This window comes from Sphingobacterium sp. UBA5639, from assembly GCF_002421245.1.
Taxonomy (GTDB): domain Bacteria; phylum Bacteroidota; class Bacteroidia; order Sphingobacteriales; family Sphingobacteriaceae; genus Sphingobacterium; species Sphingobacterium multivorum.
In genome coordinates this window covers 18,112-44,492 of sequence record NZ_DIJR01000028.1, presented here as the reverse complement: position 1 = coordinate 44,492, position 26,381 = coordinate 18,112, and the positions used below count along the sequence as shown (strand labels likewise).

General features: G+C 39.9%; 14 protein-coding genes. 3 read left to right on the top strand and 11 right to left on the bottom strand.

What is annotated here, in order from left to right; genetic code table 11:
• Positions 1-58: 58 nt before the first annotated feature.
• The 11 genes from B4Z90_RS16355 to B4Z90_RS16305 all read right to left on the bottom strand — a co-directional run bounded on the left by B4Z90_RS16355 (position 59) and on the right by B4Z90_RS16305 (position 21,678).
• A complete protein-coding gene (locus B4Z90_RS16355) occupies positions 59-334 on the bottom strand; it encodes an ABC transporter permease (protein WP_286802825.1) in 276 nt (91 codons plus the stop codon).
• A 12-nt stretch (positions 335-346) separates the two neighbouring features.
• Positions 347-2,422 carry an ABC transporter permease gene (locus tag B4Z90_RS16350; protein ID WP_286802776.1) on the bottom strand — a complete coding sequence of 692 codons (2,076 nt, stop codon included), beginning with the start codon at positions 2,420-2,422 and terminating at the stop codon, positions 347-349.
• Positions 2,423-2,455: 33 nt separating this feature from the next.
• The gene (locus B4Z90_RS16345; protein ID WP_286802775.1) at positions 2,456-4,837 is read right to left on the bottom strand and encodes an ABC transporter permease; all 2,382 of its coding nucleotides are present in this window, start codon (positions 4,835-4,837) and stop codon (positions 2,456-2,458) included.
• Between the two features lie 69 nt (positions 4,838-4,906).
• Positions 4,907-7,315: an ABC transporter permease gene (locus B4Z90_RS16340; RefSeq protein ID WP_286709818.1), complete on the bottom strand. Its 2,409-nt coding sequence runs from the start codon at positions 7,313-7,315 to the stop codon at positions 4,907-4,909.
• A gap of 45 nt (positions 7,316-7,360) precedes the next feature.
• Positions 7,361-9,832: an ABC transporter permease gene (locus B4Z90_RS16335; protein ID WP_115047347.1), complete on the bottom strand. Its 2,472-nt coding sequence runs from the start codon at positions 9,830-9,832 to the stop codon at positions 7,361-7,363.
• A gap of 34 nt (positions 9,833-9,866) precedes the next feature.
• Positions 9,867-12,287, bottom strand: coding sequence for an ABC transporter permease (locus tag B4Z90_RS16330; protein ID WP_286802773.1), 2,421 nt, complete (start codon positions 12,285-12,287; stop codon positions 9,867-9,869).
• A 60-nt stretch (positions 12,288-12,347) separates the two neighbouring features.
• Entirely contained in the window at positions 12,348-14,723 is a 2,376-nt protein-coding gene (locus B4Z90_RS16325) for an ABC transporter permease (protein ID WP_286802772.1), read from the bottom strand.
• 48 nt (positions 14,724-14,771) lie between these two features.
• On the bottom strand, positions 14,772-17,177 hold the full coding sequence (locus B4Z90_RS16320) for an ABC transporter permease (RefSeq protein WP_286802770.1): 2,406 nt from the start codon (positions 17,175-17,177) through the stop codon (positions 14,772-14,774).
• A gap of 44 nt (positions 17,178-17,221) precedes the next feature.
• Positions 17,222-17,899 (bottom strand): ABC transporter ATP-binding protein, encoded by a 678-nt coding sequence (locus tag B4Z90_RS16315; RefSeq protein ID WP_046672289.1) that lies wholly within the window; start codon positions 17,897-17,899, stop codon positions 17,222-17,224.
• A 95-nt stretch (positions 17,900-17,994) separates the two neighbouring features.
• A complete protein-coding gene (locus tag B4Z90_RS16310) occupies positions 17,995-20,361 on the bottom strand; it encodes an ABC transporter permease (protein ID WP_286770539.1) in 2,367 nt (788 codons plus the stop codon).
• Positions 20,362-20,424: 63 nt separating this feature from the next.
• Positions 20,425-21,678 (bottom strand): efflux RND transporter periplasmic adaptor subunit, encoded by a 1,254-nt coding sequence (locus B4Z90_RS16305; RefSeq protein ID WP_112373733.1) that lies wholly within the window; start codon positions 21,676-21,678, stop codon positions 20,425-20,427.
• A gap of 591 nt (positions 21,679-22,269) precedes the next feature.
• Here B4Z90_RS16305 and B4Z90_RS16300 point away from each other — a divergent pair.
• Genes B4Z90_RS16300 through B4Z90_RS16290 form a run of 3 tightly spaced genes read left to right on the top strand, consistent with a single transcriptional unit; the run spans position 22,270 to position 26,369 of the window.
• A complete protein-coding gene (locus tag B4Z90_RS16300; RefSeq protein ID WP_112373732.1) occupies positions 22,270-23,652 on the top strand; it encodes a TolC family protein in 1,383 nt (460 codons plus the stop codon).
• Positions 23,653-23,669: 17 nt separating this feature from the next.
• Positions 23,670-25,046, top strand: a complete 1,377-nt coding sequence (locus B4Z90_RS16295) for a sigma-54-dependent transcriptional regulator (RefSeq protein ID WP_286767377.1) — start codon at positions 23,670-23,672, stop codon at positions 25,044-25,046.
• 3 nt (positions 25,047-25,049) lie between these two features.
• Positions 25,050-26,369 (top strand): sensor histidine kinase, encoded by a 1,320-nt coding sequence (locus B4Z90_RS16290; protein ID WP_286752374.1) that lies wholly within the window; start codon positions 25,050-25,052, stop codon positions 26,367-26,369.
• Positions 26,370-26,381 lie beyond the last annotated feature (12 nt).

Genomic DNA, 26,381 nt, shown 5'->3' with positions numbered 1-26,381 from the left:
AGCGGTTTTAAATGTTCGGAAACGGACAGTATAGTGTCCGTCCCCGAACAAATTGGTATTATTCGCTTCTTAAGGTTTTTACAGGATTTGCTAATGTTGCTTTAATCGCTTGGTAACTAACGGTTAATAAGGTGATGATTAGGGCGGTTAAGCCTGTGATAGCAAAGACCGTCCATGTAATTGATATGCGGTAGACATAATCTTCGAGCCATGATTCCATTAGCAGATAGGCTAAAGGGGCTGCGAGTAAAAAGCCAATGCCTGTGAGCCAAATGTATTCTGTGGAAAGTAGTCGCCACAAGCCAAGTTCTGATGCGCCCAATACTTTACGAATGCCAATTTCTTTTTATCGTTGCTCCGTAAGAAAGGAAACCAGCGCGTAGAGACCAAGACATGAAATGAGTATGGCCAACCCTGTAAATAAACTGGTTAAGCTCTTGATCATTTCCATCTGTTGAAACTCTTTGGCATATTCCTGATCCGTAAAGGTATAATCAAAAATAAGATCAGGATCTATGCGGTTGAATGCTGTGGCAATAGCTTTTAGGTTTTGTTTGACATCTTGATTTTCATCCAGTTGAAGCGTGATTTTATTCTTTGGTAAAAATTTTAGAAAATAAGCCGTCGGTGTAATGGATTTGAACGGCGATTCGGACAGCGTGTTCTGGATAATACCCACGATATGGTAATCAATACCGGCACGTGAAAGTTGTTTGCTGTTTAGGTCGGTAACTCCCATAAATTTGGCCGCAGCTTCGTTCAGAATAACAGCTGTTGAATCTGTTTTGAAATCTTTTGAAAAATTGCGTCCTTTTATAAAGTTCCATTGTACAGTATTAGCAAAGTTTTCATCCACGGTGAAGATCCCCATGATCGCACCGTCCCTGGTATCATTGCCCTGCCAATTAAAGCCACCACCCGTTAAGGATAGGTGGTTGACAAAGTTGGAAGAAAGGGAAGCATCTTTAACTAAACGCTGACCGATCAACTCTTTTCTAAGGACATCAAAGTTTTTGACGATAGTTGAATTGGATGAAGTAATGTTTATCAAATTTGAACCTTTATAACCTATTGGGCGGTCCTTGGTATAATGCAGTTGTTGAATCACCAGATAAGTGGATATCATCAGGAAAATAGAAATCGCAAATTGCACGATGACCATTGCCTTTCTACTTCTTGATCCGCCTTTTCGGTTGTTGATCTTACCTTTAAGTGCAAGAATAGGATTAAAGGCCGATAGAAATAATGCCGGATACATACCCGCTAAAAGCCCTATAACGCCTATTCCTAATAAAGAATAGCCATAAAAACGAATATCCGCAAAAGGTATATGCAATGAAGTGTGTGTAATCGTTTTGACCCAAGGCAACAGCAATGTAGCGAATAGAACAGCGATCAAAAATGCGCAGGCTACCGCTAGGATTGACTCAACAAGAAAGCCTGCAATAAGCTGCCGGCGGTTGACACCAACCGATTTTAAAACCCCGATTTCTTTTCCTCTTTTCAGGCTTCTCGCCGTACTCAAGTTAATAAAATTAATACTGGCCAATAAAATAATGAATACGCTTATCCAAACAAACATCCATACATACTGAATCTGCCCGCCGACGTTCTTTCCATTTTTAAATGAATCGTATAAATGCCATTTGGACATCGGATGTAACAGGATTTCAGGTTTTATATCCGTCAGTTTTTTGTTGATGATATTTGTTAGTTTATTTTCCAAAGCGGGAACAAAGGCAGCATTTTCGATCTTAGCGAAAGTGCTGAAATAACAGCTGGACCAGCTTTCTTCAATACCTTGGTCTTTAGCAAGATAATCGACAAACGGCAATACATAATCTAAGCCATAAAAAGTGTTGTTTTCAGGAATATCTTTATAAACGCCCTGAACAGTATATTGTTCTTTACCATTCAATTGGAGCGTTTTCCCGATAACACTTGTCTGATTGAACAGTCGTTTTGCTAAGGATTCGGAAATTATGATGGTCGATGGATTGCCCGGTGTGGTACTATTTCCTTCTAAAGATTCGAGGGAAAATAATTCGGCGAATTTTCCCATGGCATAGAATCCCGGTGCATTAAGCTTTTTATCACCTACTTTAAGATTGTTGCTTTCCATATTGGTGACCAAAGTGGCATCTGCCATCTCATTTTTGAAATCAGACGCGATTGTTTTGACCAAGGGAATAGGGGTGGAGCGATCAGTAGATTTCTCATCATTGAAGGTTCCAGTCATCATGACCTGATAAATATGTTGATAATTGCTGTAATGCTTATCAAAAGAAAATTGTTTCAGTACCCATAATGTACTTATCAGGGCAACAGTAAACCCCAGTGCTAACCCCAAAATATTTATTGTTGTGTTTAAGGGACTGCGCTTCAAATTTCTCAGCGCTGTTTTTAGGAATAATCGAATCATTTTATGCTGTTGTTTTTGGTTCTCAAATATAAACTATTCATCGTGCAAACTTTTCACAGGATTGGCGTATGCCGCTTTAATGGATTGGAAACTCACCGTAAATAATGCAATAGCAATGGTTATCCCCGCCGCATATAGAAATATGGTGAATGGGAGCGTCGTTCTAAAGGCAAAACCATCGAGCCAATTTATACTGAAATATACAGCAATTGGTATTGCGATGACATTGGCCAAAATGACTAAGAGTAGAAATTCCTTGTTTAATAATTGTATAATGCTAAATACCGTTGCGCCAAGGACCTTTCTGATACCAATTTCTTTGGTCCTAACTTGTGCAGTATAGGTACATAGTCCTAAGAGTCCTAAGCAGGAGATGACGATGGCGATCAGGGCAAAAAAATTGAATAAAGAGCCTTGTTTCTGCTCATTCGTATATTGCTTTTGATAGCTTTCGTCCAGGAAGCTGTAGTTCATAGGCATATCATCATAATAACTTTTCCAGATGTGTTGCAAGGAGTTTAATGCGGATTTTGTACCAGAAGTTGTTGTTTTGATGTATAGCTGCCAGCAATCTTTTGGGCTATATTGAAAGACCATCGGCTCGATCTTTTGTCTAGCGCTCGCATAATTAAAATCTTTTACAACCCCAATAATAGTTCCCGGAACTGTTCGAATGCGTAAACGTGTGCCAATAGGATCTTTTAAACCCATTTCCCGTACTGCCGTTTCATTAAGAATGAAATGTGTTGAATCTGCTATGGAGCCTGTGAAATTACGACCTTGTGTTAGTTTTATCTTAAAAAAGTTGAGTGCAGATTGATCAGAATAGGTCATATTGAACCAGAGATTGGATTTGCTGGGCTTTCCTTCCCAATCGTTGTCTCCAGTTGAAGCTCCACCATAAACCATATCCCGGCCAAGACGGATAACATCATCAATATCCTTGTTTTTTAGAAGTTCGGTTTTGACAGCATCAAAATGTTTGGACATTTTTGGTGCCATAGCAACGGAAATAATATGATCCTTTTCGTAGCCTAAATTTTGATGTTTTATAAAATCCAATTGGCGACCGATAACAATTGTTAAAGTGATAAGGATGATGGAAACAGTGAACTGCAGGACAACCAGTATTTTTCGTGCACTGGAATTTTTTATGGTAAACCGGCCTTTAAGTACTTTAATCGGATCAAATCTCGATAAAAGCAGGGCAGGATATACACTTGTAAGTACAAGTGTTCCTAAAAGCATGAGCAGTACGCTTATCCATAACGTAGGATTAAAGAGCTGTAGGGAAATCTGCTTCCCCGAGAAATTATTAAACAAAGGGAGGCCAATAAATACTAGCGCAAGTGCCAATGTTGATGCAATGACAAATAGTATGGTTGTTTCCAATATAAATTGGAAAAAAAGTTCCTTTTTACCAGCGCCGATAACTTTACGTATCCCCACTTCTTTTGCGCGCGACAACGACCGTGCAGTAGAAAGATTGATATAGTTAATACTTGCGATAACAAGAATCATAATCGCTACGCCTATAAAAACTCGAACATTGTCAATTCCTGCATCACTACCATCCATTTGGTAGAGATGCACCTTTGCGAGTGCTTGTGTAACGTAGGGGACAGGGGCATCCTCAGGTTTATTCCTTTCGTGTATCGCCTGTAGCTTTTTTGAAACTGTGGCAAGATTTGCATCAGGCCTCAGTTGGAGATAAGTTTCGAATGAAAAATTGGACCAATCTTCATCCATGGAAGATAAAAAGGTCTTATTATCATAGGTCGTTTTGTTTTTAATGTAAGCCTGTTCGTTAAATCTCGAAATGGGGAGCAGAACCTGAAATTGAAAAGTAGAGTTTTCTGGATAATCAGCAATGACACCTGATACAACACAAAGGTCCTCGATACCCAATGTCACAGTTTTTCCAATTGGATTTTCATCACCGAAGTACCGACGTGCCGTACGTTGCGTAAGTACAATGGAATTGTTGTCGGGGAAGGGTTGTTTTGAATTGCCCTGTAGTAGTGGAAAATCGAAAACCGTAAAATAACTGGGGTCTACAAATGCAAAGTTCTTTTCATTAAATCTCTTCTCTTTATATTTAAGTGCAGCATCTCCAATTTTGAAAATACGGACTGCATCCTGGACTTCAGGAATTTCCTTTTTTGCGAAACTTCCTACGGGAGCAATGATGGATCCAAAGATTCGTTTTGATATCCCAGTTCCTCCTTCTATTCCAATTTTGTAGATGGAATGCTGATTTTTATGGAACCGGTCAAAGGACAACTCGTCTTGTATCCACAGCAATAAGAATATCCCCACAACCATTCCTGCTGTTAATCCTAAAATATTAATGGCGCTGTAGAATTTATTAGAAAAAATACTTCGCCACGCGGTTTTGATGAAGTTCTTTATCATTGTTATGGGGTTTTAAGTTCTTAATATATGTTATGCACAGGAGTACGCTTATTGCTTTTACCCGCTGATTTATTCATCCCTTAGACTATTGATCGGATTTGCTTTTGCTGCAAAGACACTTTTGGTTGATAATACAAGACTTGCAAATGCAATCAAGCCCAGTGCAGACAGTCCAAAAATCCAGGGACTTATCGTGGTTCGATAAACAAATTCATTGAGCCAGCTCTGCATAAAATAATAAGCAATTGGAAAGGCTACTAGACAGGCTATTGCAACCAATGATAGCAAATTCCGAAGCAGTAGAAAGGTTATCTGGAAAACAGATGCCCCCAATACTTTACGGATTCCAATTTCCTTTGTGCGTTGATTTGCCGTAAATATGGCTAATCCAAATAAACCTAGGCCAGCAATCAGGATTGAAAGCCCTACTGCCCATGATAGAAGCTTAGAAAGCTGTTTTTCTTGGGTGTAGAAATTTTGGACGACATCATCCAAAAATTTCAGATCCAGTTCGTCGTCTGGAAAGACCGATTTATAATTAGCCGTTATTTTATCAATGGTATTTTTCCAGTTTTCGGGATGCGATTGGTCCAATGCAATATGGAGTACGTATCCTTCCTTACTGCCTGTATACAAGACTGGTTTAACCGCCTGTCGGGCAGAGGCTAGATCAAAATCCTCCATTACACCAACGATGATATTCTGCCCATTTTCGAAAGTTTTACCAATGGCATCCTGGGGATCTTTGATATGCAGTAGCTCAAGTCCTTTTCTATTGATCAGCATTTCACTGGTTGAATCCAGTAAACGTATATTCCTTCCTGCCAGAAGTGGAATTTGATAGACTTCCAAATAATTTTCATCACCTGAGCGGCTATCGAATGTTAGCGATTCCTTTGTTGGCGACTGATCATAAGTGATTCCTGTGGTCATCCAGCCGTTCATCGCGGGTGCAATGTTCCCAAAACTAATCGCTTTGATATCCGGCAATTTTTTGAGCTCATTTTTAAGCACGAGACCTTTCGTAGAATTTTGGAAAGCTCCAGGAATATTGATGTTGACGATCGCGTCTTTCTGAAAACCCATGTCTCGATGGGAGACGTAATTGATCTGCCGCACGACAACGAGTACACAAATCAGAAAAGCCTGAGCTAAGACAAATTGGAAAATAGTCAGTGCTTTGCGGACCCATACGCTTCGGGAAAGATTGGTGTTTTTTCCAAGCTGGTTTTTGAGTGCCAATACAGGAGCGTATCCTGTCAATACCCAAGCTGGATAAAACCCCGCAAGAATGGTGACCACGATAAGCTGTCCGAATAAGAATAAAAGAATAACGGTTTTGTCTAAACGGTCTAAACTTAAGTTTTTGGGAATAAATCCTTCAAAAACATGTAAGAACAAAGGAAGCAATAAAACCGCGAGTATTGTCGCCGATAAGGTAATCAGAAATGTCTCTAGTAAGAATTGTTTAATTAATGTTGCCTTAGAGCTACCCAATGTCTTGCGAATACCCACTTCTTTAGCTCTTTCGATGGATTGTGCTGTGGATAAATTGATAAAATTTACCGCCCCTAGGGCTAACAGGAAGAATGCCAGTAAAATGAGGTTGCGAAGTGCTTCTGGATGAGTCGCTTCATAATTAAATCGCGTGTCGAAATGAACATCAGATAAGGCTTGTAATTCAAGTTTATCGTTGATTTTTTCACCTTCTTTGTATTTGTATTTTTTAAGGAGATTAGCAATATTCCGTTCCAGAAGACGCGGATTGCTGTGTGCTTTTGTCTTGATGAGTACCTGATGTGAATCAGAGATGCTGTTCCAAGCTTCCCAACTATACATCTTCTTTAGGTTGTTGTCTTGGACGATGGTCGCATCAGCGATGAAACTATCAAAATTAAAATCCGAATTATGTTGTGGATTTTCGATTACACCAGCGACCTGAAGTGGGATACTATCTGCATAGATGATGGTTTTGCCAATTACATTTGCAGGCAGTTCTTTTCCATAAAACTTTTCTAGTGTTTTCTGTGTAAGGATAATATTTCCGGATGAATTCAAAGCCTTAGGACTTCCAGCCAACCATTTCGAAGGGAAAATATCGAAGTATTGACTGTTGGTAAAAGCCATCTTTTGCTCTTTTGGAAAAGTTTGGAATTTATCCGTCGCGGTTGAAACTTTTAGTTTGGGAATATGGCTTCGATAAATGGGGGCTACTGCTTCTAAGTTCGGTAATTCCGATTCCATGGTACGAACCAATGGTACGTAAACACCGGCATTTTTAAATTCACCATTATTGACAACACGATAGACCTGTTCTTGATTTGGAACGTGTTTATCAAAACTGTAGTCGTATTGGATCATTAAGAAAATAACCAGCGTCGCCGTAATGCCAATCGCGAGACTGGTGATATTGATAAACGTGATCAACTTATGTTTTTTTAAAAAACGATAGGCTGTTTTAAGTGAATTTCCAATCATTGTTATTTCGTTTTTTGTTAACCCCAGTTTGATATTCTAGTGTTGCTATTCGTCCCGTAAGCTATTTACGGGATTTTGGATAGCTGCCTTGATCGATTGAAAACTAATGGTCAGTACCGCCGCAGATAGTGCTAGCCCAGCGCCTAATAGAAAAGGTGTTGCCGTAAGATCGATGCGGTAGTAAAAATCTTCCAGCCACTTGCTACAGGTCCACCAGGTCAAGGGTGCGGCAATAAGAATGCTGATTAAAATAAGCTGTACAAAGTTTTTAGCCAATAAATGAAAGATACTTGGAATACTTGCACCCAAAACTTTACGGATACCGATCTCTTTGCTGCGTTGGAAAGCCGCAAGGGTAATCAGCCCAAAGAGGCCCAAACAACCGATCAAAACAGCAACAATTGTACTCACGTTAATTAATTTGGCCAGATTTTGCTCTTTTTGATAGAGTGACGCAATCGTTTCATCGTAGAACTTTATTTCTATGGGGAGTTCCGGAAAAAACTGCGTATATACTTTGTTGATCGCTTCAATACTGGTTTTCCATTCTTTGCTGTTTCCCGATAGTTTTATATTGAAGGTATAGGCACCACGGCTAAAACTGCGCAAAGCCAAAGGTGTGATCTCTTTATAGAATTCCTGGGCATGAAAATCTTTAATAACGCCAACGATCGGGAAGGTACTGTCTTCTTGACCAATTGACTTCCCAATAGCATCTTGAGGCGAATTGAAACCGAACGCCTTGACAGCAGATTCATTAATAATATAAGCATTGACAGTATCGGATTGTGGTAGATTGGTGCCCGCAATTAACTTCATGTCATAGACAGCGATATAATTCGCATCCGCATTTTTAAAGAAAATATCGGATGAAATTTTCTCTTTTAACGTAGGGTCTTGTCGATGAAACCAAGATGATGAATAATTATTTGATAAGGGCTTGCTGCCGATTGACGCTGCCGAAACACCTTTTATTTTTTGGATCTCATGTAGGAGTGTTTGTTTCTTACTTTGATCCAGTTTTTCCTCATAAAATTTGTTGATGAGCTTGGAAGGTAGATCGAAGGTAACAACAGCATCTTTGTCGAATCCCATATCTTTGTTGAGGGTATAGGAGAGTTGTTGGCCGATAATGAGTGCTGAAACCGTAAAAAATTGAGCAATAAAGAATTGGAATACAATCAATGTTTTCCGAAGGTTGATTTGTGTTTTTCCGATTTGGAACTGCTTGCCGGCACGAAATAAGTTGACAGGCTGTACCTTTTTAATTAACCAAGAAGGATATGCCGAGGAAATTAAAGTCGTTACGGTCAGTAAAATTGCGATAAACAGCATGGATGTCGTCGAACTTGTAAAATCCTTTACTTTCTCCGGAATCATTTCCTGAAAATAGAAAAAGGCCAGTTTCGTCAGAAAGACCGAACAAACAAGTGCAATAGCAATGGTTAAAAGCGATTCAAAAATAATTTGGCTAACCAATTTTCCCTGACTACTTCCCAATGTTTTACGGACACCAATATCTTTACTCCGCGCTGGTATTTGTGCCGTACTAAGATTGATATAGTTGATACAGGCCAAAAGCATCAGAAAAGCAGCTACGGCAATTAACCCATAAATAACGGTTTTGCTTGTTCTTTCGGCGTACCATTCTTTTATGTGTACTGCAAAATGGGAATCTTTTAGTGGCATGACTACGACCTTACGGTTGTAGTCAAACTTCGGTTTTTTTTCCTGGCTGAATTCCTGCCATTTTTTTTGTCCGATCTTATTGATAGCTGCCTGGATTGGAAGGTCTTTTACACCATCTTTTAATCGGATATAAAGTCTGTCAGTACCATTGGTATTCGTCCAGACATTCAGTGGGTAGACTTCTTCTTTAAGCAAGACGAATTCTGTGCCATTGAACTCCGTGTTGAAGCCAAGGTCATCAACAATGCCAGTTACTGTTTTGGGTATACTGTCGTTATAAAAGATGGTTTTGCCGATTAAGCCCTGGACAGCCTGGTTTGGGAAATAAATGGCTGCCCTTTTTTTTGTCAATACGATGTCGTTGGCAGTTGAAAATGCTTTCTCTGGTGAACCTGCTAACCATTTGTAGCCAACGAGCTTGAAGTAGTCGCTGGTAGTCTCCGTCACATTGCCTTCAGCCTCATCAAAGTCCTCGACAAGTTTTTGATTTTTTTGTCCCTTGTTGATTGTGACAGATTCCATTTGATAATTTCTGAATGCTGGAGCGACCAGTTCCACGCCCGGAATTTCTTTTCGGATGGCCTGATAAAACGGCTTGGCCAATCCCCCATTGTAATTATCCTTGCCATCATTTTTAAACTGAGAAATGATCCTATAGGTTCGTTCAAGCTGAGGAACTCCAGCTTCAAAACTATACTCATAATTGACAATCTTAAATATGACCCAACATGACGTAATACCGATGGCTAGTCCAATAATATTTAATAGGGAGAATAGTTTATTCTTCCAAAGTTGTCGAATTGCCGATTTTAATAGGAGGTTGTTCATAGCTGGAATATCGTGATGGGATTAAATTATATTGTTATTCGTCTCTTAAACTATCTACAGGATTTGCCTTGGCAGCCTTGAGTGTTTGAAAACTCACCGTTACTAATGCGATAGTGATTGTAGCAAAACCAGCAAAGACAAACATCCACCATTGTGGTTCAATATGGTATGCAAAGTTGTCAAGCCATTTTTTCATCGCCATCCAAGATAGCGGTGTCGCGATGAGGAGCGCTACAGCCAATAACTTGATGAAGTCGGAAGAGAGCAGGAGGATTAAATTATAGATGGATGCACCGAGAACTTTCCGTACACCGATTTCTTTGGTACGCTGTTGGGCTGTATACGTAACAAGTCCCAATAAACCTAAACAGGCAATAAAAAGTGCCAGTCCGGAGAAGGCTGTAAAAAGTCTTCTAAAATTAAAATCCGCTTCATATTGTCGATTGAAATTGTCGTCGAGAAAGCTATATAAAAATGGACGGTTTGGTACAAGTTCATTCCACAGCTTGCCGATTCTGGCAACGGTCTCAGGCTGGTTTACATGTTGGATATTCAAGGTTAAATACCGGCTGCTGCTTGGTTCAAGTCGCAAAGCTAAAGGCTCAATCTTACGGTGTAAAGAAAGGTAATTGAAATCTTTCACTACACCGATAACCGTTCCTTCTCTTCCCCATTGACGAAATTGTTTGCCAATAATATCTTGTGGATTTGAATAGCCCCATTGTTTTGCAGCAGATTCATTGATAACAAGTGAATGGGCCGTATCCGCTGGGAAATCTCTGGAATAGGCACGTCCTGCGGCCATTTGCAGACCAATATTAGGAATAAAGTCAACATCGACTTCATATAAGAAAGGAGCGAATTGACTCATCGTTCCGTTTGCTGACATGATTTCTGTTCCTGCATTTGGAAAAAATGTTCCCGGTACCGTACGTGATGCAGTGACAGACAAAACATCTTTATCTTTTGCTAGTGTAGATTTTATCGCTTCCAGGTTATTGTTTACCTTATCATCGAAATTATAATCTATCACAAGCCGTTGATCTTTTTGAAATCCAAGATCTCGGTGCTGTAATTGATCTAGTTGAGAAAAGACGACGACTGTACCTGCAATGAGCGCAATAGAAAGGCAAAATTGGAAAACAACTAATACGCGACGTAATAATGTACCACCTTTGCTGTTGCTATAACTTCCTTTAAGTACTGCAATCGGTTTGAAATTTGCTAGAATCAACGCGGGATAGCTGGCGGCAAGAAGTCCCGTAAAAATGGTAGTGAATAGGAATATTGCCCAGGTCGTCCCATTTTTCAGGGATGAATAATTGAGGTGTTTGCCCGAGAATGCTTCCAAAAAGGGGAGAAAGGCCATAACGAGCAGTATAGCCAAAATACTACTGACGAATACAAGAACCAATGATTCAGACATAAACTGAAAGATCAGATTGCTTTTGCTTGCTCCTATGGTTTTTCGTACGCCTACTTCCTTTGCTCTTTCCATTGACCTAGATGTAGCCAGATTCATAAAGTTCACACAGGCGATCAGTAAGATGAATCCGCCAATAATGCTGAATATGTATAAATTCTGATAGCTTCCATTGGTACCGGGTTGACGATCTGCAGACGAGTGCATGTAAGCTTGCAGAAGTGGCTCGATATGGAAATTGTATTTTGCATTTGGGTTTTCATTTGTTGGGAGATGCCGCTTGAGAAACTCCGGTATTTTCTGGTCGAACTTTACAGGATCAAAGTCTTTTGAAGCGAGAAAGTACGTGTAGAAGTCTACATAATCCCAGCCTTCTTTATTAAATACGTCTGGCCGTGCTTTTCGGAATGTACTCATCGAAAGCAATGCATCGAACGTAAAGTGTGAATTAGCAGGTACATCGGCCATTACTGCCGTTACAGTATATAGATCTGCGTCAGCACGGCCCGCAGCTAAACCTCCCTCCAGCGTCTTGCCAATGGGATTTTGATCTCCGAAATATTTCTTTGCGGTACTTTCTGTTAATACAACAGAATAGGCATTTTTTAAAGCTGTATGAGGATCGCCGGCCAAAACCTTCCAACTGAAGACATCAAATGCAGTGGAGTCCATGAAAAATACATTTTCCTCCTGGAATCTTTTATCGCCCTGTTTGAGCAGGATAGATGTTTGACCCGAGAATTGAACAACTTTCTCGATTTCTGGAAAGTCTGCTTTGATAGCTTCACCAATAGGTCCATTGCCCCAGATTTGATGCTGCTCTGTGCTGCTAACATCTTTATAGTCGTGTACGATGCGGTAAATCCGCTCTTTGTTTACGTGATATTTATCGTAGGAAAGTTCGTTCTGAACATAAATTGCGATCAATAGGCAACAGGCCAAACCTATTGCAAGGCCAATGATATTGATGGTCGAGTATCCTCTGTTTTTCTGGATATTGCGCCAGGCTATTTTTATATAATTCTTGATCATAGCTTTATTTCTTAAGTGCCAGTGTATACATGCCAATCATCCACTTTCTTATATTCGTTTTTATTCGTCCCTTAAACTATCTACGGGATTGGATAAAGCTGCCCGAACAGCCTGGTAGCTGACGGTAACAATGGCGATCAGCAAGGCCAAAATACCACCGAAGACAAATGTTTGCAGCTCTAGATCTGTTTTATATGCAAAATTGCTTAACCATTGTTTCATCAGGTAAACCGCTATGGGACAGGCTATCAGAATGGAAATGGAAACGAGTAGCACGAAATTTTTTCCCAATAGCCGGACGACACCAAAGGTGCTAGCTCCAAGAACTTTACGGATGCCGATTTCTTTTATACGCATTTGCGCTTCGTGAGTTGCCAATGCAAACAGACCTAAAGCAGATATAAAAATGGCAATACCTGCAAAAACATTGAACAACAAACCTGTACGCTGTTCGGATTTGTATAGACTATCAAATTGTTGATCAATGAAAGTATATTTGAAAGGAGCGTCTGATGGATAGCGGTTATAAACCTTCTCTAAGGCTTTGATAGCCTCAGCGGCTTTTGTGGTACTTGTTTTTACATAAAGCGTGCCCGATCCCCAGCGCGTCCAGAAGACCATTGGACCTATTTTATCTTTGATGGATTTGAAGTGAAAATCTTTCACCACACCGATAATTTGTCCAGGGAAATCGTGGAAACTCATATTGGATCCCACATATGGCGGCTTTAACCCCATTTGTTTTGCTAAGGTCTCGTTGATAATATATCCGGAAGAATCCGCTGGCAGGCCTGTGAAATTTTTCCCTTCAACGAACTGTATATTCATTAACGGAATAAAATCCTTGTCAATTTTGGCTTGCGCTACGATTAGCTTGTTGTCTTTGGATTTGCCAGGCCAATCTATATCGCCCGTGGCATTTCCGAAATCCGTCATGTTGTAAACACTTGAAAGAGAGACTCCTTGTATTGCGTCGTTATTTTTGAGTTCGGTCTGTATGGCGTCCATATGTTTGTAGGCCTCCTCAGGAAGACCAAGTGTAATGACATGATCTCGGTCGTATCCGAGGTTGATCTTTTGGATAAAATCCAGTTGATTGCGGATAACCAAGGTGCATACAATCAGTGTTACAGAAAGTGTAAATTGAAAAACCACCAATATTTTACGCATGGTCGTTGAGGAAACTCCTTTAACTGATTTTCCTTTTAACGAATGAATGGGATTGAATGAGGAAAGTTGTATCGCAGGATATATACTGGATAAGCCTAGTGTGCCGATAATCGCAACACCTATATATAACCATATTGTACTGTTTTGGAAGGAGTAGCTGATTGATTTTTGTGCAATTTGATTGTATCCAGTATGAAGTACAAGGATAAGAATGAAAGCTATTACGAGCGAGCAAAAGAATACAACAACCGTTTCGGTGATAAACTGTAAGAATAGATGGAGACGATTAGCACCGATTATCTTTCGGATGCCAACATCTTTGGCCCGGTCCAATGCCCGTGCAGTACTCAAATTGACATAATTTACTGCACCAATAACCAATAATAAGATTGCAATGATCCCAAAAATTTGCACCATGCAAAGTGTCGATTTATTGCCGTCCGGGGCGATTAAGTGCATGGTTTTTAAAGGATCTAAAACAAAGATGGTTGAATTTTCACCATCGCGGGCTTTGGTATAATTCTCCGAGATAAATTTTCCAATGAGGGTAGGAGAAGCCGTTGGTTTTACTTTGACGTAGGTAGCGAAGCTGTAATTGCCTAAGTCTTCATCGATTGTTTTCCATTTTCCATTACCGCCCCAATTTGTAAACCGTTGTGCATGATAACCTAATGGAATGATCACATTGAATTGCATCGAGGAATTTTGTGGAACATCTTTTAAGATACCGGCTACGGTGAACAGATCTGCACCATAACGGAAGGTCTTTCCAATGGCCTGCTGGCTGCTAAAGAGTTTTTCTGCTGTTGATGCTGTGACCAGTGCCTGTTTATAATTTTCCTGAAAACCTACAAGCGAGCCCTCTTGTAAGGGAAAATGAAACATATTAAAAAAACTGCCATCAACATAATAGATACTCATATCCGTTACAGGGCGTTTCAGCTTATCGTTGACCAAGGTAACATTATAATCCTGTGAAACGCGCGTTGCAAATTCTACGTCGGGTGCATTTTTGGCATAGTTGCCTATAGGACCGGGAGTTATGCCCCAAATTGCGCCGTTATGTTCTGGATCCAAATGGGAATTTACGGTATATATTGCCTCATAGTTTGGGTGAAATTTATCAAAGCTCTGTTCATCCTGTACCCAAAAAATAATTAATATCGCTGCAGTAAGACTGACCGACAGACCTAATATATTGATAGCGGTATAGAATTTTCTTTTCCTTAATTCTCTAATTGCGGTTATTAAATAATTCTTTATCATAGGGACAGGTGTTAGTTGTATTGTTCATTAATGAGCTTCTTTATCATCTTATTCATCTCTTAAACTATGTACTGGATTTGCACGTGCCGCTTTTATGGATTGGTAGCTCATCGTAAAAAATGCAATAAGTAAGGTTGCGGCAGCCGGAATAATAAACATCCACCAGGATAGCTCTATTTTATACGCAAAATCATCCAACCATTTGTGCATCGCCCACCAAGCAATTGGGGTAGCAATCAAAATAGAAATGAGTATAAGTTTGATATAATCTTTTGATAATAATCCAATAATCCCCAATACCGTGCTTCCCAACACTTTTCGAATACCAATTTCTTTGGTACGTTGTACCGTGGTGATGGTAACCAGACCGATCAATCCCAGGCAGCTGATGAGAATTGTCGTCGATGTAAATAGATTGATAATCTTCGAGAATTTTAGATCACTGCTATAGAGTTCTTTGATTTGCTGATCATAGAAATCATATTTGAATGGGGCTTTTGGATAATATTTTTTCCATTCTTTCTCAATCTGTTTTAAAGTTTCCGTCCAGGTAGTTGAATTACTATTGAGTTTGACGCTTAGTCTGTTTAATTCCCATTTTTTAATAGAGCTCAGCATGACAACAGGTTGAATGGCTGCATGGAGATTTTTTGTGTGAAAATTGTCGGTTACACCCACAATCTGCCGCTGTTTGTCTGTGTACGTGACAAAGCTACCTACAGCATTTTCAGCAGATTTAAAGCCTAACTTTTGAACGGTGGCTAAGTTTAACACGATGCCAGTGCTCGTATCGGCCAACTGCAGCGGGCGGCCAGCAAGCATTTTAAAATTATAGAGCTTAAAGTTATCTTGGTCGACAAATTTCATTTGTACATCTGCCTGTACCTGTCCCGTATCACTTTTCGCAAACAAGGCATTTCCCCAATGGTCGTTACTCATGGGCAGATGCCCCAAGGAAGCCTGCTCTACACCTGTGATGTGCTTAATCGCTTGCTTAAAAACAAAAGGATCAACATTACTGTCCTGGTAGCTTTTGCTCGGGAAACGTAGGGTAATGATCGCATCCTTATCGAAGCCGGAGTTATTCTGTAGCGCATGTTTCAACTGTAGACCAATGATGCAAGTTGAAATAACAAACAGCTGAGCAATCAAAAATTGAAATATAATGAGCATTTTCCGAAAAGAAAGATTGCCAAATTTGAGACTTTGCGCATTTGAGATTTTAATGACTTCAACAATCTTGACTTTGTTTGTTAGTAAAATCGGGTAACCTGAGGAAATTAAGGTAATCGTGATTGTAAGTGTTGCTAAAAATAGCGATACTCCCCATGGATCGGGATACAACTTGAGCTGATCGGGAATATAAGTGGCTAAAACTGTTTGAATGAGAATAAGTAAAGGCCATGATAAAAGTACCGAAAAAGCCGTAATGCAAAATGTTTCCAACAAAAAGGACTTTGTAATTCTTTTCTGGCTTTCTCCTAATGTCTTTCTGATACCAATCTCTTTCGCGCGTTGTGGGATTTGGGCGGTAGCGAGATTGATGTAATTGACACAGGCGAGTAGAAGCAAAAATATACCTATGCCGATTAGGCCATACATTATTTTCTTATTAACATTATTTTGCGCGTAAGAAGTAAAATGTAAGTCTTTTAAAGGTACTGTGTTTACATGCATTTTAAACCCAAACTTGTCAAATTCGGCATGCGTCATCTCATAGGCCTTTTTATCGGCTGTCTTTATGAGGTTAGGAAGGGAAGCCGATGATTTTACCTTAATAAAGAGCTGCCAATTTGAATTTGAATTGTTCCAGTTTGTGCTATTCCATTCCTTTTCTGGAATCTGGATAAATTCTTTACCCAAAAAGCTGCTTGGATGGGCTAGATCTTTTACAATGCCGGTGACATTGTATAATGTACTATCATAGGACAAAGTCTGTCCTATGATTTGGTCTATTGACCTGTTTGGGAAATACAATTTAGCCCGCGATTCTGTCAGGATGACTTCATGGCTATTTTTTAGTATATTCCTTTGGTCGCCAGCTAACCAAACATAAGGTGTCATTTTGAAATAGTCTCCCGTGGTACCGATGATATCGGGTTGATCTTCAAACTCTATTTTCTGCGTGCCGCCAATATTGCTGACACGTTCGAAGTATTGTTTAAAGATGGGTACAGTCAGTTCAACACTAACAAAGTTTTCCTTAATATATGCCGGTAATGGTGCGGGAACACCATCGAAATGATCTAATTTATCCTTTTCTTCATAGGAGGTATGGACCTTGTAAATCTGCTCACTTTTCGGATGATGCTGATCAAAACTAAATTCATAATTGACGATACGGAAAATAAGCCAACAGGCACTTATTCCGATGGCAAGCCCAAATACATTTAAAAATGTGAAAAGACGGTTACGCCATAGTTGTCTGAAAATTAATTTAATCGTGCTCATCATTTACAGGTTATTAGGATAAATATCTTGGTTATATATGTGTGTTTTTATACCGAAGTTGTTTCCATAATCACTTGCCCGTCTAGCATGCGGATTACACGGTCAGAAAACTTTGCATCGTGTTCACTATGTGTTACCATGACGATGGTTGTGCCGGCTTCGTTCAATTCAGTCAGGAGTTGCATGACTTCGTTACCATTATTGGAATCGAGGTTACCCGTAGGCTCATCGGCAAGAATCAATTTTGGATTATTCACGACAGCGCGAGCAACGGCCACACGTTGTTGCTGACCTCCGGAGAGCTGTTGTGGAAAGTGATTTCGGCGGTGCATGATCTGGACTTTTTCCAAAACTTCTTCTACACGCTTTTTGCGTTCTGCAGCTGGAACATTGGTATAAACCAGTGGAAGTTCCACGTTTTCAAATACTGTTAGTTCATCGATTAGATTGAAACTCTGGAATACAAAACCAATGTTATGTTTGCGGAGATCTGAGCGACCACGTTCTTTGAATTTGGCAACTTCAATCTCGTTGAACAGATAGCTTCCTTCATCCAAATCATCCAGCAATCCGATAATATTGAGTAAAGTCGATTTTCCACAGCCCGAAGGACCCATTACGGCAACAAACTCGCCCTCTTTGACATGAATGTTTAGGTTGTTTAATGCGACGGTTTCAACTTCTTCAGTGCGGTAATACTTTTGAAGGTTTGTGATCTTGATCATATTTTTTGTGCTCATGGTTTTTATGTTTTGGATCCTTGGCGATATTGCCTTGGACAGTTATTATTTCTGTTATTAAATTCTGTTTATTTAATTGTTTATTGATCTCTTAAAGTCTTCGTCGGATTGGCTATCGCTGCTTTAAATGCCTGTGAACTGATCGTCAGTAGGGCAATTACAATTGCTGCTACAGCACTGATGACAAAGATGGTCCAGGAAATCTCTACATGATGTGCATAGTTGGTTAACCATTTGCTCATAATCATCCATGCAATAGGAAAGGCAATGATACAGGAGATCGCTATAAGCGTAACAAATTCACGGTTGAGCATTTGGATAAGTCCCGAAACAGAGGCCCCCAGGACTTTACGAATACTGATTTCTTTTGCGCGTTGCTCTGTTGCAAAGGCGGCTAAACCAAACAGGCCTAGGCAGGATATAATGATAGACATCAGTGCAAATACACTGGATAGTTGCTGTACAAAAAGCTCAGCTTTAAACTTATTATTGAAACTATCATCTAAAAATTTATAGTCAAAGGGGAAGCCCGGGTTATTTTTGACGATGACCTTCTCGATTTGTTGAATGGCATCTGGTAAATCTACTCCAGCCTTTGTCTTGATGGTCATGATGCCATTATCTCTATTCATCGGTAGAAATAGCATCGGCTCAGGATCGGCATACACATTGTTATAAACGAAGTTCTTGACGACACCGGCGATGGTGAACTTTTCTTCACCGTAACTGATGATACTACCGGCCACAAGGCCATCTTTTTTGATCAGTTTTGCAAATGCTTCGTTGATGATAACCGAGGTGCTATCACCTACAAAATTTTGATGGAAGTTTCTACCGTCAGAAAGCTTTAGATCCAAAGCTGGAATAAGACCTTCATCAGAACGTAACATGCCAATCAAAATACTAGCATTTGGATCTTTTCCATCCCAGCTAAAACCGGACGTATTGGAGTTGATATTGAGTATACTCATATCACTGACACCGACCTCTTGCACAACTCCTGTTGCCAATAATTGATTTTTAATCAGTGGGAGATGTTTGGCCATATCGCCTTGTAGCGCTGTTGTCAACACCTGACTCTTATCAAATCCGAGATCCCTGTTCTTGTTGTGCTGAATCTGTTGGTAGATAATAATGGTACAGATAATCAAAACGACGGATGCCGTATATTGTAAAATCACCAATCCTTTGCGTACAAGACTTCCGCTTCCGGCTTTTTGCTTCGCACCTTTAATTGTCGTTAGTGGTTTGAATGCGGATAGGAAAAATGCGGGATAGCTACCTGCAAATAGGCCACAGGCAAGGGTAATTACCAACAGAAAAAGGAGGTGTAAAGGTGCCGATAAATTAACCTTCAGCTCTTGGCCTATCATTGCATTGAAAGGACCGATAAAGATGTAAATCAGCAACAAGGCTACCAAGGAAGAGATGGTTGCCAATACGAGCGATTCCCCTAGGAATTGCGTCACTAAAGATTTGCGGCTTGCGCCAACAACTTTACGCATACCCACTTCTTTTGCTCTTTTTTCTGACCTTGCTGTTGCGAGATTCATAAAATTGATGCAGGCAATTAATAGAACAACCCAAGCAATAAAGGTAAATAGACGTATATTTTTAATACCGCCTTCTATTTCATTTCCGCTATTGTCAAATTGGTTGTACGTAATCCAACGTTCCATTGGATAGAGGTAATTTTGTGAGAACGTGACTTCACCATTGGTTTTGCGTTTGACAAAATCCATCATCTGTTTGTTGATCTGGTCAACATTGGCATTATCTTCGACCTGAACCAATGTTTGTACGCCATTGTTTCCCCAGTTTTCCAACCAATCCTGACCAGCTTCAAACTTTTTGAAAGGAATCAGCCATTGAAAATCATAGCTGCTATTTTTGGGTAGGTCCTTGATTACCCCTGCAACAATAAATGGCTCAGTATTGTTTGTTTTGACGGTTTTTCCCAATGCCGGGCGGTTACCAAATAATTTATGGGCAGCTGTTTCTGATAACACGATATTGTTGACCTGATCGAAGGCGGTATTTCGATCACCCTCCAAGAAATCCAAGGAAAGCACATCTGCAATGGAGCCATCGGCATATACCCCTGTCTGAAATATATTATTGTCTCCTACAGAAAATAACATGGGCGAATTCCAGCTCATGCGAACGGCATGCTTAATACCGGGTATTTCTTTTGCTACGCTTTGGGCAAATGGTCCAGGTGTCGATTCGAATACATAAGTAGCGCCATCGTAAGTCTGTTTTGATTTGACAACATAGATATTCTTTTTGTTGGCGAAATTATCGTTGTAGCCCAACTGGCTTTCAACCCATAAAAAAATCAACGATGCCGCAGCGATACCGACCGCCAATCCAAAAATATTAAGAAAGCTGTACCCCTTGGTTTTCCAAAGGTTGCGAAGTGCGGTTTTAATAAAGTTTTTAATCATAATTAAGTCGTATGATAAAAGCGGTTATCGAGAGATATGATGTGCTCGATAACCGCTAGGATGTTACTTTTTAATATTTAGCTCTTGCACCTTATCGTAGGTCTCATAGCTCGATACGATAACCTTATCGCCCGGTTGTAGACCTTTGATAACCTCATAATATTCCGGATTTTGTCTTCCTAATTGGATATCGACACGATATGCTGTACTTCCATTTTTATCCAATTTGAAGATCCAGTTACCACCGGTCTGTTGATAAAAACCGCCTTTTGCCAGCAATAACGCTTTGGTTTCATCGCTTAATGCCAAACGTATTTGTAAAGTCTGTCCACGTCGGATCCCTTTGGGAACATCATTGATAAACTCCATGTCAACCTGGAATCGGCCATTGGTGACTTGTGTATAGACTTTCTTGATACGGAGTTTGTAGGTTTTTTCACCGATAGAAAACTCCCCTTGTAGATCTGGGAAAATACGGTTGATATAATGTTCATCGATGTCAGCGCGCACTTTGAATCCTGTTAAGACGTCGATTTGTCCCAATCGTTCCCCGGCGTTTTTATTTTGCCCGATCTCTGCATCGAAGGCGGTCAATTGCCCGTCAACAGGTGCCCTAACAATCAAGTCGCCAATTTTCCTTTTCATCAGTTCCAATGCACTCTGCGTGCGTTGGTAAGTTTGTTTGTCCTGATTGGTTTTTTGTGCATTGGAGATTTCGTCCTGTTTCAGGATCTGTTTGGTCAAGTTGACCCGTTCTTTTTGATAGTTGTATTCGTTCTTTGATTTTTCGAACTCTTGTGTACCAATGGCTTTTTCGTTAAGTAATTTTCTGTTTAGATTATAGATCCGCTCCGCTTCCCGATAGGCCTGTTCTACATCAGCCATTTGGTTGCGGTTGTTAATTGATGCTTGTTGTGCATTGGTCTGCGCAATTTGTGACTGTGTCAATAGATTGAGCACTTGCGTTTCTTGTTGTACCAGGGTAAGCTCCTGATCGGTATTGGAAAGACGCATGATTGCATCCCCTTTTTTTAAGATAGCCCCGTCTTCTACAAATTTTTCTTCGACGCGTCCGCCAACAGAAGCATCGAGGTATATACTACTAATAGGAAGCACGGTGCCATTTATCGGGATAAATTCTTGAAAGTTTCCATTTTTTATTTCGACAATAGAGATGCGGTCAGCTTCAACATTCAGTTTGCTTTTGCCGGAGGTAAAATAGAAACTGGCACTGATTAAGCCAACTAAGCCAGCAACCCCCACAATAGTCATGATACGTTTGCTATTCCACTTCTTCTTTTCTAAAGGTCTGTCCATAATTTAATATCAATTTTGTATGTAACTATGAAAGCTGTGCCAATAATTTAATTTACTGATTTATAGTTGTTTATTTTGTTTTGTTTGGCGCTCGGTGTTCGATAGCGGACACTTCTTGTACGAAGACGTACAACTGGAAGTTTTTCGCTGTTTATTGTGGCAACTGAAGTGCTTTGAGCAAATATAACCACAGGTTGTGGTAAGGTACGTTAGTTCTATTGGAGTACACATTGATTTATGTATAGTTTATTAAGTTGCAACGGAGAAGAATCTTCAATTTAAATATATCAATTCTCTTAATTTACACGGAACTAATACGGACTTTATAGGGACCTTATTCGGACCTCATTCGGATGAAAGCGAATAAAAACCGAATAAACTCCGATGTATATCCATTGAATAAACGAATAAATACTGAACTTGATTTCCATCATGTTCCTACTTATACTCTTGTGGATTTTTATTGTCCAACTACGCACACCGACTGTTCATTAATGAACATTTTTGAAAATATGTTTTTTGTATCTGTTTGATAGTTAGTGTTTTTGTTGTTTGGCATGGCGATGGTCAGCAAGAAAATAAAAACTGGATATGAAGAGAGTTTATATATATAGTACATTATGCTTTTTATTGAGTTATGCTAAGGCAGGGGCGCAACAGACGGAGCAGCAACTAACGGAAAGAGTGTCGGGGACAGCAACAATTGCAGCGGTCGACGATAAACAAATTGCCAAGCGAAGCTTAGCTGAGTGTATCCAGTTGGCCATAAAGGCCAATCCAACCTTATTGCAGAATGAACTCGATGTGAAGCGTGCCGAGGTGAATTTGGCACAGGCTAAAGCGAATAGACTTCCCGATGTCGATGCGAGCCTACAACATAGCCTGACCTCAGGTAGATCGCAGGATAACTCGACCCTTCAATATATTTCATCCAACAACTCAACAGGGAATTTTTCTTTGGGAGCCAGCCTGCCGTTATTTAGAGGGTTTCGTCTATTTAACGAAATTCGGATGCGTGCTGATGCAAAGACAGCTGGTAAATTGACTTTTGATACGCAGATTAATAACCTAAAACTAGATGTTATTACCGCTTATATTCAAAGTTTGACTGCCCAGGATATATTGCGGCAATCCGAAATGCAGACTGAAGTAACCCGAGAGCAGGTCAGACGTGCGGAGAGCATGCATAAGGAAGGCGCAATTAACCCTGGGGATTATTTTGATTTGAAAGGACAACTGGCAAATGATGTCAACACGATTGAAAATAATCGTCAGTTACTATACAGTAGCCGGGTGAAACTGGCGGCCTTATTGAATATGGCGGAAAATCAATTAGGGGAATTGGACAATATCGGAATAAATGAGACAGGACAGCGTTTGGATGAGAAGCAGTTATATGATATGGCTGTCGACCAATTGCCTGATATTAAAGCTTTGGATTATCGGATAAAAGTGGCGGAGCGGGATATTAAGATTGCGAAATCATACTATTACCCGTCTTTGAGTCTGAGCGCTGGCTTAGGATCAAATTATTCAAAATTGGGGATTCAAGGAACGTATTGGTCCCAAATGCGTAATAACGTGGGAAAATCTATTTCTCTAAATCTCTCAATTCCCATTTTTAATCATTTGCAAGTATATAACAACGTCCGCCTGGCAAAATTAGATCTACAAGCTGCTAAATTTCAGAAAGAGATCCAACAAAATGTTTTACGGTCGGCGACGTCCAATGCGGTTTTTAATTTGCAGAACGCAAGTAACATGATTACACAATTACGTAGTCAAAATGAAAACTACGCGGAGTCTTTTCGCATAGCCAAAGTCGTTTTCGAATTGGGAAACAGTAATTCAGTGATTTTTTTGACCGCAAAAACGAAATTCGACAACAGTCAGATTCAATTGGTCGTCAAGCAGTATGAATGGCTGCTGCAAAAATATATCAATGATTATTACGCAGGCTCATTGAATTTATAATTATCTTAGTATCTTCAATGAAGTCAGTAAGTATGAAAAAAGCATCTATTTTAGTCGTTGATGATGACCAGGATTTATTAACTGCGGCAAGAATCTTGCTTAAACCTAAAGTTAGTCATATTCAAGTTGAACCCAATCCGGAGAACTTAATCGCACATCTGGAGAAGACACCTTATGATCTGGTACTTTTAGATATGAATTTTAAAAGTACAATTAATACTGGTAATGAGGGATTATATTGGTTGTCCCGGGTTAAAGAAAAGTTTCCACAGGTACATGTCATTATGATTACCGCTTATGGAGCTGTAGATCTCGCTGTAAAATCGCTGAAACAGGGGGCGTCAGATTTTGTCGTGAAACCCTGGGAAAATGAGCATTTATTGGCGACGATCGAAAGCACGCTTGCTGAATCAAAAAACAAAGAAAAGAAAAGTAAAAGTTCCCTGCTCAGTAGTGCGAACAGTCCTGATTTGATTGGTAACTCTGTTGTTATGGACGAACTGCAATATAAATTGGAGAAAATAGCGCCGACAGATGCCAATATTTTAATATTAGGTGAAAATGGGACAGGGAAAGACCTCATTGCTCAAGCCATTCAGCGAAGATCCTTGCGTTCAGATCGGACTTATGTCAAGGTCGATGTTGGGGCGCTGACAGAAACATTGTTTGAAAGTGAGCTTTTCGGTTATAAAAAGGGGGCATTTACGGATGCACGTGAAGACCGTCAAGGGCGATTTGAAGCGGCAAATGGAGGGACATTGTTCCTCGACGAAATTGGAAATATCTCTTTGCAGCAACAAGCTAAATTGTTGACCGTACTCCAGAATAGACAGGTGACACCGTTGGGTTCCTATCAACCGATCCCGGTGGATATTCGCTTAATCTCAGCAACCAATGTGCCGTTGAAACAGCTTGCAGATGAAAGCCGTTTTCGAAAAGACTTAATTTATCGGATCAATACCGTGGAAATTCAGGTACCACCATTGCGTGAACGGGGAGAGGATATCAAGCTATTGGCTGATCATTTTCTCGATATCTATTCGAAAAAATACAATAAACGGATTGAAGGCTTTGAACCGGATGCGGTTAAAAAAATGTGCGCATATCATTTTCCGGGCAACGTCCGGGAACTTCAATACAGCATCGAGCGTGCTGTTATTATGGCAGATCAGCTTAGTATCGCCGGAAATGACCTTTTCTTCTCACCGATCGAACAGCAAGTAGATAACCACGTTGTTGAAACTAGCGCTAGCAGTCAAAATTTGGAAGAATTGGAACGTAAAGCAATCAAATCTGCGATTGAGCGTTACAACGGAAATATCAGTAAGGCAGCAAAGGAATTGGGACTGACAAGAGCTGCGCTTTATAGACGTTTGGAGAAATATGATATTTAGTCGATGAGGCACGGAAAAATCTTAAATGCGATCAAGATTATATTACTGTTGATAGCTGCTCTTGTGAGTGCTTATTTTCTACTAAAACGTGAATACGTACAGGCGGCTTTGATCTTCTGTGTGATGCTTTACCTGGGTTTTAACCTATATGCACAATATAATTTTTTGGCCAAGCAGTTGATTGAATTTTCCGAAGCGGTCAAATACCGTGATTTTACCAGACGTTTTTTGGTGAAAAACACAAAATCAGTAGAAGGAAAGCTTTTCCTTGCCTTTAATCAGATCAACGAAACATATAAGGAGATCAGTATTAAGCAGGAAATTCAGCATCAATACCTGGACCGTGTGATCAATATGCTGAATTCGGCGATTATCTTTTATGAGATGGATAGCGGTAAGGTCATGTGGGTGAATGATGCTTTCAAGCAGCTATTTCATTTGCCACATCTTGGAAACATCACGGGACTGAAGAAAAAAAACAATGATCTTTATGAAAAAACCATGTTACTTGAAAACGGACAGCAGCAGATGGAGTCCGTTCAGTCAAGTAAAGGGAAGATTAAATTATTGATTCAAAGCTCAAGCTTTGAGACACAGGATGCTTTGTTTCGCATTGTTGTATACCAAAATATCAATGAAGCAATTGATGAAACTGAGACAAAGGCATGGCACAAATTATTGCGCGTACTGACGCATGAAATTATGAATTCCATTGCTCCGATCAGCTCACTGGCTGAAACCTTAAACGGTCGTTTGGACCATTTCAAAGGAACTGAAGATATTGATGATCTAAAAACAGGCATTTCCACCATCAAACGTCGTAGCGAAGGACTTTTGCATTTTGCGAAGAGTTATCGCATGATCAATAAAGTCGATCAGCCTCAGCTAGCACCGATTCAAATTTCACAGCTGTTTGAACATATCTATCAACTGCTTGAACCAACCTTGATCCAGAAAAATATTGATGTCGATATTATCCTAAAAAATACAAGGCTTATTTTATCTGCCGACGTCAATTTGATCGAACAGGTTATTATTAACTTAATGTTGAATGCGATAGATGCGGTTAAAAATAGGGAAGAAGCCTATATTAGTTTATCTGCTCTTGAAGTGGACGGCAAGGTGCAGATTAGGATTGAAGATAACGGGGCAGGAATTCCTGCCGATCTTCAGGAGCAGATCTTTACACCATTTTTTACAACAAAGAAGACGGGTACAGGAGTCGGCTTGACCCTAAGTAAACAGATCATGCTTTTGCACAAGGGTACTATTTTCCTCAATAGTACGGAAGGAAAAGGGAGTGTTTTTGTTCTCCAGTTTTAAAGATATTATGTA

Excerpts from the sequence above, each read along its gene's own strand:
- B4Z90_RS16350 (WP_286802776.1), bottom strand. The coding sequence starts at position 2,422 with ATGATTCGATTATTCCTAAAAACAGCGCTGAGAAATTTGAAGCGCAGT.
- B4Z90_RS16345 (WP_286802775.1), bottom strand. The coding sequence starts at position 4,837 with ATGATAAAGAACTTCATCAAAACCGCGTGGCGAAGTATTTTTTCTAAT.
- B4Z90_RS16340 (WP_286709818.1), bottom strand. The coding sequence starts at position 7,315 with ATGATTGGAAATTCACTTAAAACAGCCTATCGTTTTTTAAAAAAACAT.
- B4Z90_RS16335 (WP_115047347.1), bottom strand. The coding sequence starts at position 9,832 with ATGAACAACCTCCTATTAAAATCGGCAATTCGACAACTTTGGAAGAAT.
- B4Z90_RS16330 (WP_286802773.1), bottom strand. The coding sequence starts at position 12,287 with ATGATCAAGAATTATATAAAAATAGCCTGGCGCAATATCCAGAAAAAC.
- B4Z90_RS16325 (WP_286802772.1), bottom strand. The coding sequence starts at position 14,723 with ATGATAAAGAATTATTTAATAACCGCAATTAGAGAATTAAGGAAAAGA.
- B4Z90_RS16320 (WP_286802770.1), bottom strand. The coding sequence starts at position 17,177 with ATGATGAGCACGATTAAATTAATTTTCAGACAACTATGGCGTAACCGT.
- B4Z90_RS16315 (WP_046672289.1), bottom strand. The coding sequence starts at position 17,899 with ATGATCAAGATCACAAACCTTCAAAAGTATTACCGCACTGAAGAAGTT.
- B4Z90_RS16310 (WP_286770539.1), bottom strand. The coding sequence starts at position 20,361 with ATGATTAAAAACTTTATTAAAACCGCACTTCGCAACCTTTGGAAAACC.
- B4Z90_RS16305 (WP_112373733.1), bottom strand. The coding sequence starts at position 21,678 with ATGGACAGACCTTTAGAAAAGAAGAAGTGGAATAGCAAACGTATCATG.
- B4Z90_RS16300 (WP_112373732.1), top strand. The coding sequence starts at position 22,270 with ATGAAGAGAGTTTATATATATAGTACATTATGCTTTTTATTGAGTTAT.
- B4Z90_RS16295 (WP_286767377.1), top strand. The coding sequence starts at position 23,670 with ATGAAGTCAGTAAGTATGAAAAAAGCATCTATTTTAGTCGTTGATGAT.
- B4Z90_RS16290 (WP_286752374.1), top strand. The coding sequence starts at position 25,050 with ATGAGGCACGGAAAAATCTTAAATGCGATCAAGATTATATTACTGTTG.